Source organism: Pseudomonas sp. TWP3-1 (genome assembly GCF_049896625.1).
Lineage (GTDB): Bacteria > Pseudomonadota > Gammaproteobacteria > Pseudomonadales > Pseudomonadaceae > Aquipseudomonas.
Genome location: NZ_JAFCUQ010000010.1, coordinates 176346 through 189257 on the forward strand (window position 1 = coordinate 176346; position 12912 = coordinate 189257).

The 12912-nt window shown below is 61.6% G+C and carries 9 protein-coding genes; 3 read left to right on the top strand and 6 right to left on the bottom strand.

What is annotated here, in order from left to right; all coding sequences use genetic code 11:
- The first annotated feature begins 31 nt into the window (after positions 1–31).
- Positions 32–988, top strand: a complete 957-nt coding sequence (locus ACP7BN_RS15840; protein ID WP_426205168.1) for an alpha/beta hydrolase — start codon at positions 32–34, stop codon at positions 986–988.
- Positions 989–1313: 325 nt separating this feature from the next.
- Positions 1314–1484, top strand: a complete 171-nt coding sequence (locus tag ACP7BN_RS15845; RefSeq protein ID WP_426205169.1) for a hypothetical protein — start codon at positions 1314–1316, stop codon at positions 1482–1484.
- Between the two features lie 192 nt (positions 1485–1676).
- On the opposite strand, the gene ACP7BN_RS15850 is transcribed toward ACP7BN_RS15845, so the two are convergent.
- From ACP7BN_RS15850 to pvdM, 5 genes are all read right to left on the bottom strand, one after another.
- Positions 1677–4157: a TonB-dependent siderophore receptor gene (locus ACP7BN_RS15850; protein ID WP_426205170.1), complete on the bottom strand. Its 2481-nt coding sequence runs from the start codon at positions 4155–4157 to the stop codon at positions 1677–1679.
- A 115-nt stretch (positions 4158–4272) separates the two neighbouring features.
- Complete coding sequence (locus tag ACP7BN_RS15855) at positions 4273–5922, bottom strand: cyclic peptide export ABC transporter (protein WP_426205171.1); 1650 nt, start codon at positions 5920–5922, stop codon at positions 4273–4275.
- Positions 5923–6030: 108 nt separating this feature from the next.
- Positions 6031–6918: a formylglycine-generating enzyme family protein gene (locus tag ACP7BN_RS15860; RefSeq protein WP_426205172.1), complete on the bottom strand. Its 888-nt coding sequence runs from the start codon at positions 6916–6918 to the stop codon at positions 6031–6033.
- A gap of 35 nt (positions 6919–6953) precedes the next feature.
- Positions 6954–8252 carry an aminotransferase class V-fold PLP-dependent enzyme gene (locus ACP7BN_RS15865; RefSeq protein WP_426205173.1) on the bottom strand — a complete coding sequence of 433 codons (1299 nt, stop codon included), beginning with the start codon at positions 8250–8252 and terminating at the stop codon, positions 6954–6956.
- A complete protein-coding gene (pvdM, locus tag ACP7BN_RS15870) occupies positions 8249–9619 on the bottom strand; it encodes a pyoverdine-tailoring dipeptidase-like protein PvdM (protein WP_426205174.1) in 1371 nt (456 codons plus the stop codon). Before pvdM ends, ACP7BN_RS15865 begins: the two co-directional genes overlap by 4 nt.
- A gap of 208 nt (positions 9620–9827) precedes the next feature.
- Here pvdM and ACP7BN_RS15875 point away from each other — a divergent pair, with 208 nt between their 5' ends.
- Positions 9828–11453 carry a PvdJ/PvdD/PvdP-like protein gene (locus ACP7BN_RS15875; RefSeq protein WP_426205175.1) on the top strand — a complete coding sequence of 542 codons (1626 nt, stop codon included), beginning with the start codon at positions 9828–9830 and terminating at the stop codon, positions 11451–11453.
- Positions 11454–11510: 57 nt separating this feature from the next.
- Here the strand turns inward: ACP7BN_RS15875 and ACP7BN_RS15880 are convergent, their stop codons facing one another.
- A complete protein-coding gene (locus tag ACP7BN_RS15880) occupies positions 11511–12905 on the bottom strand; it encodes an efflux transporter outer membrane subunit (protein WP_426205176.1) in 1395 nt (464 codons plus the stop codon).
- Between the last annotated feature and the right edge of the window lie 7 nt (positions 12906–12912).

Below are 12912 nucleotides of genomic sequence, written 5' to 3' on the forward strand. Positions count from 1 at the left end.
CCCCCTTTTTGCTGACACAAGGATTCTGACGATGTCATTACACCCTGATCTGGAAGCCTTTCTCGACCTCGCTCAAGACAGCCAGGACGCGGGCCTGCCGGCCATGCACCAAATGACCCCGACGCAGGCACGCGAGACCTTCGAGCAGACCACCGCGCAGTTGCGCTGGAGTGCGCCCGAGGATCTCGACGTGCAATCCATCAGCGCCACCGCGCGCGACGGTGCGCCGCTGGCTCTGCGCTTATACCGCCCGCACGGTGAGCCTGCGCCGCTGCCGCTGCTGGTGTATTTCCACGGTGGTGGATTTGTGGTTGGCAGCCTCGATTCCCATGACGGTGTGTGCCGCGAATTTTGCCGGCGGACGCCGTGCGCGGTGCTCTCGGTCGGCTACCGACTGGCGCCGGAACAGCGTTTCCCGACAGCGCTGGAAGACGGCGAAGACGCCCTGTCGTGGGTGGCCGAGCAGGCTGTTGCACTGGGCCTGGACACCGGGCGCGTGGCGTTTGGCGGCGACAGCGCCGGTGCCACGCTGGCCACGGTATTGGCGCTGCAAGCGGTGGTGCAACCGCACACCGTAGCCATCGCGCCGAAGGCCCAGTTGTTGTGCTATCCGGTCACCGATGCCTCGCGCGCGCATGATTCGCGGGCACTGTTCAGCGAAGGCTATTTGCTCGAAAACGATACGCTGGACTGGTTCTATCAGCATTACGCACGCAGCCCCGAGGACTATCTGGATTGGCGGTTCTCGCCGTTGCTCGCCGAGGATCTGCACGGCGTGGCGCCGGCTATCGTGGTGTTGGCCGGGTTCGATCCGTTGCTGGATGAGGGGCAGGCTTACGTCGACAAGTTGCGTGCGCATGGGGTGAGTGTCGAGCTCGAACATTGTTCGGAGTTGACTCATGATTTGCTGCGCCTGCCTTCGGTTGTGCCTGAGGTGTTGCAGGTGCATGAGACTTTGAGTCGGGCATTGGCTCGGGCGTTGGGGTGAATATCCGTTGCTGCGGTGATGGCTGCTTAGGGTTCCGCCCTTACGGCGGGTCACCTTTTCCAGACGCCGAAAAGGTAACCCAAAAGGCTTTACCCTGACGTCCGGCCCTCGCTGTGGCTCGGGTTCCTTCGCTGCGAGACTGATCCGGGGGCATCGCCTCCGGTTGGCTGCGCTGCACCTCCTCTCGATGTGTTTGGCTGCGCCAAACGTCGCTTCGCTCCTACCCCCGGATCAATCCCTCCGCTCAGCCTGCCGACGGGCGCTCGAGATCAAGAGCGGTACGCGAGCTAACGCTCATTGTGTTGAGTGGTGAGGGGCTTTTGATGTGGCTTTTGATGTGGCTTTTGATGTGGCTTTTGATGTGGCTTTTGATGTGGCTTTTGATCTCCAGCCCCATCGGCAGGCCGTGCGGCGAAGCCGCATTCATCGAGAGGAGGTGCAGCGCAGCAAACCGGAGGCGATGCCCCTGATGGGCGCCGGAGCGAGGGAACACTGAGCCTAAGCGAAGTGCCGTACGCTAGGGAGAAGCCTTTTGGGTTACCTTTTCGGCGTTTGGAAAAAGTGACCCGCCGTCAGGGCGGAACCCTAAGAAGCCGTTACCGCAGCAACGGATAATCACCCAACCCCCAACCCCCAGCCAAAAAAAAGCCCCACCAAAGCAGGGCTTTCTTACAAACCAAACGAAAAATCAGAAATCAGCCTTGACCGACATCACGAAGTTACGCGGATCGCCATAGAAGTTACCAAAACCTTCAGTACCAATGGTGGCGTAGTAGCGCTTGTCAAACAGGTTGTTGCCGTTGAGCGCAACCGACCAGGTGTCGTCGATGCGGTAGCCGATGCGACCGTTCCAGACGGCATAACCGGCGCCTTCAATGTTGTCGCCGCCCAAAGGCGAGGTGCGGTAGGTGCCGGTCTGCGCGTTGACGCCGGCGCCGATGGTCACGCGATCCAGCGGACCGCTCAGGCTGTAATCGCCCCAGACGCGCAGCAAGTGGCGCGGCACGTAGGAGTTGTAGACCACGCCGTCCTGGGTCGCGTCGGCATCTTCCAGTACTTTGGTCTGGGTGTAGGTGTAGCCGGCCAGCAATTGCAGGCGGTCGATCACTTCACCGCTGATTTCCGCTTCGAAGCCCTGAGCGCGGACTTTGCCGGAGTTCATCGAGCAGGAACTGTCTTCGCAACGTAGATCATCCTGTGCCGCATCTTTCTGCACGGTGCGGAACAGGTTGAACTGGCTGTTCAAGCGACCGTCGTACCACTCACCCTTGATCCCCAGCTCGTAGCTTTGCCCGACCAGCGGTTTGAGGGTGCTGCCATCGAAGCTCTTGTAGCCGCCCTGCGGGGTGAAGATATCGGTGTAACTGGCGTAGGCCGTCAGGTTGTCATTGAGATCCAGCAGAATCCCGGCGAACGGGGTGACCTGGCCGGTTTCGGTGGATTTGGTGTTGACCGGGGTGCCTTCGCCACGGAAGTACTGCACCGAATCGGTATCGGATTTGTACCAGCTGACACGGCTGCCCAGCACCAGCGTCAGTGGGTCGGCCAGTTTCAACCGGGCGATCGAGTAAGCGCCGTATTGCTTGATGTGCATGTCCACCGGGCCGCCACGGGAGGCGTTGGCCAGGTAATAGCTTTCGTCAGGCTGCGGCAGGTGGTGATTCGGATTCAGCACGTTCTGACGCTGTGGCAGTGCCGCCACGGCGTAGAAGTCATCCTTGTGCGAGCGGCTGGCGTTGGCGCCGACAGTCAATTCGTGCTGCTGGCCGAAGGCGTCGAATTTGCCGTCTACGTAAGCGTCCAGACCGTAGTCGGTCTGCTCGTAATCGTAGGTGCTGCCCAGCATCAAGGTGTTCGAGCTGGTGGCACCTACCGGTACCGCGCCACTCGGGAAGGCGTATTCCATGTCCTGGGTGTTGCGCGAGAAAACCCCCGCGACCTTGAGCGACCAGTCGTCATTGAACTGGTGTTTGACATCGCCGAAGTAGGTCGCGCGTTTGCTGCGCTGGTTGTTCCACGAAGTGTTCAGGCAAGTGGAGCGCTTGAGGTGCAGGTCGGAGCCATCGGCGTAGCGTGGCAGGCCGCCCCAGCACGGCGTGGCATCGACGTCTTCATAGGCCATGCCCAGGCCAAGCGTGGTGTCGGGGCTTAGGTCGAAATCCAGAGCGCCGTAGTAGATCTGATCTTTGCGGCTGGCCACGTCGTAGAAGTACTGGCGGGTCTGCTGGGTGACCACTGCACGGCCACGGATGGTCCCGGCGTCATTCAACGGGCCGCCGGTGTCGACCTGGCCGCGATAGTTGTCCCACGTTCCCGCCGACAGCGACAACTGGGTGTGCGGGGTGTCCTGGCCGCGTTTGCGAACGAAGTTGACTCCACCGGCTGTGCCGCCCGCGCCTTTCATCATGCCGGCTGCACCGCGCAGCACTTCGACGCGATCATAAATTGCCATGTCGCTGTTGAAACTGTCGGCCTGCACGTAGCTGCTGCCGATATCCAGCGGCACGCCGTCGTACTGGTACTGGCCGGTCATGCGGAAACCGCGCGAGTAGAAATACTTGCCGCCCATCGGCGAGTCATAAACGGTGATGCCCGGCGTCTTTTCCATCACTTGTTCGATGGTGTTGAGGTTCTGGTCATCGAGCATCTTGCGGGTCATCACCGTGACCGATTGCGGCGTCTCTTTGAGCGAGTGCTCGCCCTTGCCAATGGTCACCGCGCCGGTGGTGTAGGAGTTGCTGCCTTCGGTGGTCGCCGTCAGGTGCTGCCCGCTGATATTGGTGGGTGCCAATTCCATCGCACTGCCGGTTGCCGGTGCGATCACGGTCACGGTGTTGCCGTCACGCTGATGACGCAGGCCGGTGCCCTTGAGCATGGCCGCGATTGCCGCATCGTCCGCATAGCGACCGCTGAGGGCGCTGGAACGCAGACCTTGCAGGCTTTCCGGGCTGTAGAGAATTTGCACGCTGGTCTGCTGACCGAGGGTCTGCAGGGCCTGAGCCAATGGCTGCGCCGGGATGTTCAGCGTCCATTCCTGAGCCTGGACATAGGGGGTGACGGCCAGCGTCATTGCCAGGCCGAGGCCGGTGGTGGCCAGTCGGGAGCGCGTCGCGCCGTGCATGATCAAGGCGCGGGCCAGAGGGCGGAGCATGAATCGGGATGCGGACATGAGGTTAAGACCTTGGCAGGTATAGTTGTTAATGGTTCTTATTCATCTCATTAAGACGAGGAAGCCGCGGTAAACCGGAAAACAATTTTTCCCGGTCTGGCCGCGGCTTCGTCGATCACGCGCTTTGCAGTTCGCTTTTGACCTTGCCGGCCTCCATGCGCACCAGTTGATCGGCGACGTCGAAGTACCGGTCGTCGTGGGAAATCACGATGATGGTTTTGCCCAGTCGTTTCAGGTCGGGCAGCAACTCGGTGTAGAAAATCCGTCGGAATGTCGGATCCTGATCCGCTGCCCACTCATCGAACACCAGCACCGGACGCTCTTCGAGCCAGGCATTGACCAGCGCCAGACGCTTGCGCTGGCCGGTGGACAGGTCGGTAGTGCTGAACGCGCCGTCGCGCACGCTGACCTTGTGCGCGATTTCCAGCCGTTCGAGGTAACGCGTGGCGTCTTGCGGCACCTGACGGTCGCCCTGGATCAGGTCGTCGAACAAGTAGTAATCGGCAAAGATCGTGGTGAAATTCTGGCGGTAGTCATCGCGGTTCAGCGCGCTGATCGGCTGGCCATTGACCTGAATCTCGCCTTCGGTCGGCGCGTACAGCCCCAGCAGCAGTTTGATCAGAGTGGTTTTGCCGCAGCCGTTTTCGCCAACGATGAACACGATGTCTCCCTGCTCGATACGCAGGTTGACCGGCCCCAGACGAAACGGCTCGCTGCCTTCCACGGCCGGGAAGGCGTAGCGCACATTCTTCAGTTCCAGGCTGTTGACCGCGCCAGGTTTGCTGCCTTGGTCGTCCAGCAGCAGATGCGGCTCAGGCGAGGAAAACTGCTCGCTCAATTCGGCGATCCGGCGAAAGGCGATCTGCGCGCGGCTGATGATCGGCAGCGTACTGACCAGATGTTCCAGCGGCCCTTTCATGTACAGCAGCACCAGCACGAAGCCGCTCATGACCGCTTTGTCGCTGCTGGGCCAGAACGATTGCAGCGCCAGGGCCATGCCGATCACCACAAAAAACAGCATCGAGCCAAACGACTTGGCGATCACGAAGGTGTTGATCGATTTGATCTGGGTGTCGCAGATCTTCTCGGCGGTCTTCTGGATGCCCGAGACGAACATGCGTTGGCGGCGCGGGCGATGAATGCGCAGTTCCTTGGCACCTTCGGCAATCGCGTTGTAGTGTTTTTGCAGCTCGTCCTCGGAGTCCCGCGCGGCATAAAAACCGCGCATGCCCTTGGCCCGGGCAATCGCCTGAATGGTCGTGCCGATCGCGATCGCCACTAGCATCATCAGGAACATCGGCCACGACAGCATCGCCAGATAACCGAGGCAGCCGAGGGTCACGGTCAGGGAAATCGCCAGTGGCGCAAACGCAAAAGCGAAGTCGCTGATGGTATCGACGTCGTGGGTCAGTACCGGGATCAGGCGATGGCTGCGGTAGCGTTCGATCTGGTCGATCGGCGCCGACAGCACTTTCTCTCCGAGGTCTTTGCGCAGGCGCGCGATGATGTGCTGACCGACGTAGTTGGTGCCGATGTCGGACAGGATCGTGGTCAGCAAGGCGAGCACACACAGGCCGGCAAAAATCATCACGACAGTGCGGGTCAGGCCGTCGGATGAGTGCAGGGCGTTGTTGATGGTCGCCAGCAGCACGGTGACGCTCAGGCCGCCGAGCATGCCAAGCATGATGGACACGGAGACGATCAGTCGGAAGGGCTTGAGCAGGGCGAACAATTCGTTGATCGCCCCACGCGTTGGCTTGGTCATGGAGGATTCCTGCTTCGGTGCGGAGGGAGTGCCGGTACTTAAGGAAAACGATTGATCACGGGGTTTCTTTAGACGACCGCAGACAGGCTGCGGTCGTGGCAGCGAGGATCAGAGATCGCGCACTACGCGAAAGCCGAGCCAGTCGCCCTTGCTGGTCGGCCAACTGCTGTTGCGGTTGCCGGAACGGGAAAACACCGGGGCTTCGCCCCAATCGTTGCCGCGCATGACCTGGCGCTCACAATTTTCCTGAACCCATGGGCTGCCATCGGCGGGCACGCCGGAGTAGTCCTTGTGGTAACAGTCGGCGGTCCACTCGTAGACATTGCCGTGAGCGTCATACACCCCGAACGCGTTGGCCGGGAACGTTCCGGCGGGCGAGGTGAAGTTGTAGCCGTCGGCGGCGCCGTAGGTGTTGGCGTGGCGCGAAATCTGATAGTCGCTGCCCTTGTCGAAGGGGAACGGGAAGGAACCGGTGCTGCCGCCACGCGCGGCGTATTCGCGGATCGACTCGCTCGGCAAGCGATACGCATGACCGGTCTTTTTCGACAGCCAATCGATGTAGCCCTGGGCTTCGGCGACATTCATGCACACCGCCGGATCGCGCTCGGTCTGCTTGAATTCGGGCTTGCCGGCGGTGCAGCGGCGACCGGGGCGGTCGTCAAAGTCGTAGGGCTTGGCCCCGGTTTCGCGCACATACGCGTCCCATTGGCCGACCAGTACCTGAAAGCGGCTGATGGCGAACGGCTTGCTGAACGTCACTTCATGGCGTGGACTTTCATCCGGCTCGCGACCGACTTCGTCGTCCGGCGTGCCCATGGTGTAACTGCCGGTCGGCAACACCACCATTTCCGGGCAATCCTTGCAGTCCTTGAACACTTTGCCCGCAGCGGGTGGAGTGGTGGCGTGCGCGGTACCGGGCAGGAGTGCCGCGCAGAGGGCGCTCAGGGCCAGCGCGGGCAGTGCCGTGAACGGGTTGAAGGCGTGAGGCTTTTTCATGAGTCTTCTCTGTTAAAGGAAACGGGTGCGCAGCGTCAGGCGCGCAGCGTTTTGCCCAGCACGGCGACGAACCGGTCCACTTCGGCTTCGCTGTTGAGCAGGCCGGGGGCAGTGCGAATCACCGGTCCCGCGTCACGGCTGACCGCATCGCAGATCACGCGGTTTTTCATCAGCAGCGCGGCCACTTGATCGCTGTCGCGACCCTTGACCCGGAAGAAACTGAAACCTGCGCTGAACTGCGGATCGAGCGGGGTCACCAATTCGATGTCCGGCTGTTCCTGCATGCGCTGTTTCAGATAACTGTTGAGCTGGTGGATGCGCGCCTGGACCTCGACCTTGCCCAATTGCAGATGCAGCTTGAAAGCTTCGTCGACGGCCCAGCGATGCTCGAACGCGTGATAGCCACCCGGCGTCATGGTGGTGCCAAAGTTCGTGGCTTCGGAGAAGGTCGGCACGCTCGGGCTGACGTATTTGAGCTGTTCGCTGCGGCTGCAGACGATGCCTGTGCCGCGCGGCCCGAACATCCATTTGTGCGTGCCGGCGATGAAGAAGTCGCAGTTCATCTGCGGGAAACTCAGGTCTTCGACGCCGAAACCGTGGACGCCATCGACCACGTAGATCAGCCGATCCGGGTCTTCGCGATCACGGTTGTGCTGATCGACGAGGGCTGCAATCTCGCTGATCGGCAGCTTCACGCCGCTGCCCGAATGCACCCAGGTCATACCAAGGACGCGGGTTTCGCGGCGGATGTTTTTGTTGATGGTGTCGAGCACCTGATCCATCGATATGGTTTGCGGGCGCTCGAACAGCGTCAGCTTGCGTACCCGCGTGCCGTCGCGCGCGCTACGAAAGTCGAGAATGTTGCGGGTGGAGTAATGCTCGTGAACCGTGGTCAGGATTTCCTGATCGGGACGCACCTGCACGCTGCCATAAATCATCGCCAGCCCTTCGGTGGTGCTGCCGGTGAGGGCGATCTGGCCAGACTTGGCTTGCAGGTATTTACCGGCCCAGACCCTGACGTTTTCTTCGCGCTTTTCGGTGACACCCAGATCCCAGTCCATCGCCAGTCCCGGATTGCGGTCAATCGCCGCGCGATGCATGGCGATGGCGTCGCGTACCGGTTTGGGATGCGAGGTGACGAGGAAATTGGCGAAGTGGATTGCCTCCGGATCCTGCTCGAACAGCTGGCGCAGTTGCGCCCACTTATCGGCTGGCACGGCTGGCTGGCTGCTGCCCTGGGTCTGCGTCCGGGCCTGGGCGGTCAGGCTGGCACTGAGGGGCAGGGCGGCGGCGAGTACGCCGGCCTGCTTGAGAAATGTGCGCCGATCAGTCATGGCTGGCTCGCGTCCTGACGCACGGCAAGCGCAGGTCTGGCGGCTTTCTGGACCTGTTCCCAGACCCGCAGGAAGTTGCCGCCCCATAGTTTGGCGATATCCGCTTCGGAGTAACCGCGCTGGATCAGTTCGGCGGTCACGTTGCGGATTTCCCCGACGTTTTCCCAGCCCTTGAGACCGCCACCGTCATTGAAGTCCGAGGCGATGCCGACATGGTCGATGCCGATCTTGCGCACGGTGTAATCGATGGCATCACCGAGATCCTTGAGGGTGGCTTTCGGTTCTTCTTCAAGGATGCCGTAAAGGCCGCTGGCGTACTGGCCAAGCTTTTGTTCCGACCATGCAGTAATGATCGGATCGCCCGGCATCAGGGCCATGGCGAGGTTGGGCAGCGGCGGCAGATCGAAGCGCGCACGCAACGCGTTGAGCTTGTCCTGAGTGCCTTGGGTCAGCGGCTTGAGGTATTGCGAGAACCCGACCACCTGCACCACGCCGCCGCTGTTCTTGATCAGTTGCAGTTCTTTGTCACTGAGGTTGCGCGGGATGTCCACCGCCGCCCTTGGCGCCGAGTGCGAGGCCACCAGCGGCGTTCGGCTGAGTTGCGCGACTTGCTCCAGACCCTTGGTCGACATCTGCGAAACGTCGATGATCACGCCCAGATCGTTGAGGCGGTGCACGGCTTGTTTGCCGATGTCCGAGAGGCCGTCGAGGGCATCGGGCGAATCATTGAAAAACGGCAGGGGGCGCGAGGAGTCCGCCCAGCTGTTGTTGCCGATGTAACTGAAGCCGAACATACGCATGCCACGGCCGGCCCACAGGTCGAGTTTGCTCAGGTCATTGCCCAGCGGATAGGCATTGAGCATGCTGATGAAAATCGCGAACTTGCCTTCGCCGTGCAGGCGGCGGAAATCATCGGGGGTGTAGGCGATGCCGACCTGATTGGGGAAATCGCGTACCAGACCCGAGATGATTTTGAAGCGCACTTCCTGCTGATTGCGTGCCTCTTCGACAAAGCCATCGGTAGGGCGGTGGGGCGCGTTCGGGCCGTTCCACATTTCCGGCCAGCCAAACACCGTCAAGGCTGCGCCGGACAGTCGGCCGCGGTTGGCCTTGATCAGATCGAATTGTCCGGAGCCGTCCTTGTCGGCTTCGTTGCCATGGGCGCCGAAACTCAGCGGCACGGTGATATGGCTGTCGAAGGAAATAATCCGCTCCTGCAGTTCGGTTGCCTGTTTCATCACCTTGACCGGGTAGCCCGGGTTGTTCCGGAACCAGTAATCCCAAGCCAGATAGCCCGCGCCGGCGCTGATTGCCAAGGCCAGCGGCAGGCCGATGTATAGAGCCTTTTTCGAACGTGGTTTTGTCATTGCCATCTCAGTCAGGTTCGCCGTCAAGGTGCAGGCGCAGGGGCCTTTGCTATCTGGGAGGAACGACTGAGAGGCGGAACAATTTAGTGCCTCGCAAAACAACCGCGGCAGCCGGCGCGGGATCTTTTCCGGCAGTCGATAAATTTACTGCCCCAGCAAACGTTCTAGCTTGGATAAAGCCTGCTTCATGGCTGACACAGGTAGGGCAATGACGATCTCTCGACGCTGGTTCATGGCGGGCATGGCGCTCACGGGCGCTGCGCTGCCTGCCGCTTTTTATGCACATCGTGAGCTGACTCGCGAGGACGAGCCGATCACCCCGGGCGAGGCCACGGTCGACCTCGCGGATACGGCCGGTCAGCAGTTGGCGGACAATCTGTGCGGGATCTGGGACATCCGCTTCACGGGTGCTGATGCCGGGCTCGCCGGTCTGCCACGTGACGGCGTGGAACTGTTTCTTGATATTGCCCACCGTGGCCGTGGCTTGCGCGGCTGTCTCGACACCGGCAGCCGTTTGCGCACGGAGGCGCCGTCGCAGTATCTGGTGATTGGCGATCTGGCGCCTGGCAATGGCGCCGAGTTGTATTGGCGGCTGATGCGCACCGATGCACCGCAAGCGCCGGCGGTGTATGAGCTCAAGGTGAAACTCGACGAAGTCTGGGCCGCCTTCGGCAATGCCGGCAGCGGCACGCTCACCGGGCAAGTGCTGAACCTCGATCGTCCCTTGGGGTTGCCGGAGCTGGACAATCGTTTCATCGCCATCAAGCGCCGGTTTCCCGAGGCGCGCGAGCGCACTGGCCTGAACCCGACATTGCTGGCGTGGCTGGTGTCCCCCGAGCATCGGTTGTTCCACCAGCTCTGGCATGCCTCGCGGGACAAGTGGCACAAGCTGTCCGAGAAAAAGCGTGACGCGCTGCGCGGCATTGGCTGGCAGCCCGGGCCGCGAGACAAGGAGCGCGATGCCCGTGGTCCGCGCAAGGATCGCAATGGCTCGGGGATCGACTTCTTTTTCATGCACCGGCACATGCTTGGCATTGCCCGCTCGATGCAGGATCTGCCCTCGTGGTTGCGGTTCCCCGCGCCGCAACCGGAACTCGAACGTGATCGTCAGGGTTTCGCCCGCTACTTCGACAATCACGACGGCGACGCCTTGCCGCCGACCTGGGTGACCGAGGGCGACGACGAATACACAAAATGGGTCAGCGACATCAAGGCCGCCGAGACCTACCACAGCAATTTTCAGGTGTGGGAGTCGCAATACAGCGACCCGCGTTATCTGTCGAAACTGACGCTTGGCCAGTTTGGTTCGGAAGTCGAACTCGGCCTGCACGACTGGCTGCACATGCGTTGGGCCTCGGTGGCGCGCGATCCGTCGAACGCCATTCCGGTGCCGATGGCGCGGGATCAGGCGGACTTCGCGGCGCGCTGGTATGCGCCGGAAAACGACTTCCTCGGCGATCCGTTCTCATCCCATGTGAGCCCGGTGTTCTGGCGTTTCCATGGCTGGATCGATGATCGCGTCGAAGACTGGTTCCGCGCCCACGAGCGGTTTCATCCGGGCGAGGTGAGCCGGCTCGAGGTCAACGGCGTGCCGTGGTTTGCCCCCGGGCGCTGGGTGGAGGTGGACGACCCTTGGCTTGGCCCGGACACCCATGGTTGCAGCACTGTTCCCGGCCTGCAGATGGGGCGCTCGGTGGAAATGGATCCGGAAACCATGAAGCTGGCGTTGCGCATCACCTTTGGTGACGAAGACAACATGGCCGATCTGTTGCGCAAGGTGCCACAACGACCGTGGTACGCCCGGCATCTGAAGGTCAAGGGACGCCAACTCTGAGCACAAAAAAATCGCAGCCCGGGCTGCGATTTTTTTTGCCTTGAAAAATGCCTGAACTCAAATGACTTGCCAGCCTCCGCCCAAGGCTTTGTACAAGGCGATGCTGGCTTGCAGGCGTGACAGGCGCAGTTGCACATTCAAGTCCTGGGCGGCATACAGCGTGCGCTGGGTCTGCAACACCGTCAGCAGATCTTCGGCACCGGCCTGATAGCGGCTCTGGGCGATGTCGAAGGCGGTTTGTGCCTGACTCAGTTCTTCGGTTTGCCACTGTCGCTGTTCGTCGAGGCCGCGAATACTGGTCAGGGCTTTCTCCACGTCTGCAAAGCCGTTGATGATCGCGCCGCGATAGGACTCGAGTAATTCTTCCTGGCGTGCGCTGGCCTTGTCGCGTTCGGCACTCAGTCGACCGTTGTTGAAGATGGGCGCCACCAGCCCCGACGACAAGTTGTAGAACGTCGTACGCAACAGATCAGACGCCAGATCGGCCCCGGTGCCGAGGCTCGCGGTCAGCGTAACCTTGGGCAACATCGCCGCGCGCGCGACGCTCACGTCGGCCTGCGCGGCAGCGAGTTTCGCCTCGGCACTGGCGATGTCCGGGCGCCGTTGCAGCAGGTCGCTCGGCACACCGCTGGCAATCTGCGGCCAGTGCAGTTGTGCGAACGATTGGCGGGGTATCGCCAGCGTTTGCACTGGTTGGCCGAGCAGGGCGGCGAGGGTGATCAGCGCCTCGCGCGCCTGCTGGTGCACCAGTGGCAATTTGCGTTGCTGTTCGGCCACCAGACTCTTTTGCTGGGCCAGTTCCAGCGCCGTGGCGCTGCCAGCGTCGTAGCGGGTTTGCACCAGATGTAGGACGCTTTGCGCATTCGCCAGATTGAGTTCGGCGATGCGTGCCTGCTCGCGCAGTGCCAGCGCCTGGGTGTAACTGTTGGCGACCGCGCTTTGCAAGGTCAGCTGCACCGTCGAGCGATCGAACTCACTGGCCTGCACGCCGAATACCGCGCTGTCGCGGGCCGCACGTTTGCCACCCCAGAAATCGATTTCGTAACTGGCGCTCAACTCGGCGTCGTAGTAATCGAGCGAGCGGTTGTCTGGATTGACGTCGAGTTGGCTGTAGCCTTTGCCATGCAACAATTTCTGGCGATTGGCATTCAGGCCGGCTTTGATTTCAGGCAGTAGCGGCGCGCCGGCAATCGTGGCGCTGGCCTCGGCCTGTCTGACCCGGGCGACAGCGGCGGCCAGATCGTGGCTGCCGAGTTGCGCCTGTTCGATCAGGCGTTCGAGTTCCGGACTGCCGAACTGCGTCCACCATTGTCGATTGTCTTGCGTGGCTGCTTGAGCCGCGGGCGATTGCCAGGCAGCAGGCGCTTGCACGCCACTTTCGGGACGCGCCGCCGGGGTGCTGCAAGCCGCCAGCAACAGGCTGGCGGCGAGGAGTGTCAGGTGGGCTTTCATAGGTCGA

Excerpts from the sequence above, each read along its gene's own strand:
- ACP7BN_RS15840 (WP_426205168.1), top strand. The coding sequence starts at position 32 with ATGTCATTACACCCTGATCTGGAAGCCTTTCTCGACCTCGCTCAAGAC.
- ACP7BN_RS15850 (WP_426205170.1), bottom strand. The coding sequence starts at position 4,157 with ATGTCCGCATCCCGATTCATGCTCCGCCCTCTGGCCCGCGCCTTGATC.
- ACP7BN_RS15855 (WP_426205171.1), bottom strand. The coding sequence starts at position 5,922 with ATGACCAAGCCAACGCGTGGGGCGATCAACGAATTGTTCGCCCTGCTC.
- ACP7BN_RS15860 (WP_426205172.1), bottom strand. The coding sequence starts at position 6,918 with ATGAAAAAGCCTCACGCCTTCAACCCGTTCACGGCACTGCCCGCGCTG.
- ACP7BN_RS15865 (WP_426205173.1), bottom strand. The coding sequence starts at position 8,252 with ATGACTGATCGGCGCACATTTCTCAAGCAGGCCGGCGTACTCGCCGCC.
- pvdM (WP_426205174.1), bottom strand. The coding sequence starts at position 9,619 with ATGACAAAACCACGTTCGAAAAAGGCTCTATACATCGGCCTGCCGCTG.
- ACP7BN_RS15875 (WP_426205175.1), top strand. The coding sequence starts at position 9,828 with ATGACGATCTCTCGACGCTGGTTCATGGCGGGCATGGCGCTCACGGGC.
- ACP7BN_RS15880 (WP_426205176.1), bottom strand. The coding sequence starts at position 12,905 with ATGAAAGCCCACCTGACACTCCTCGCCGCCAGCCTGTTGCTGGCGGCT.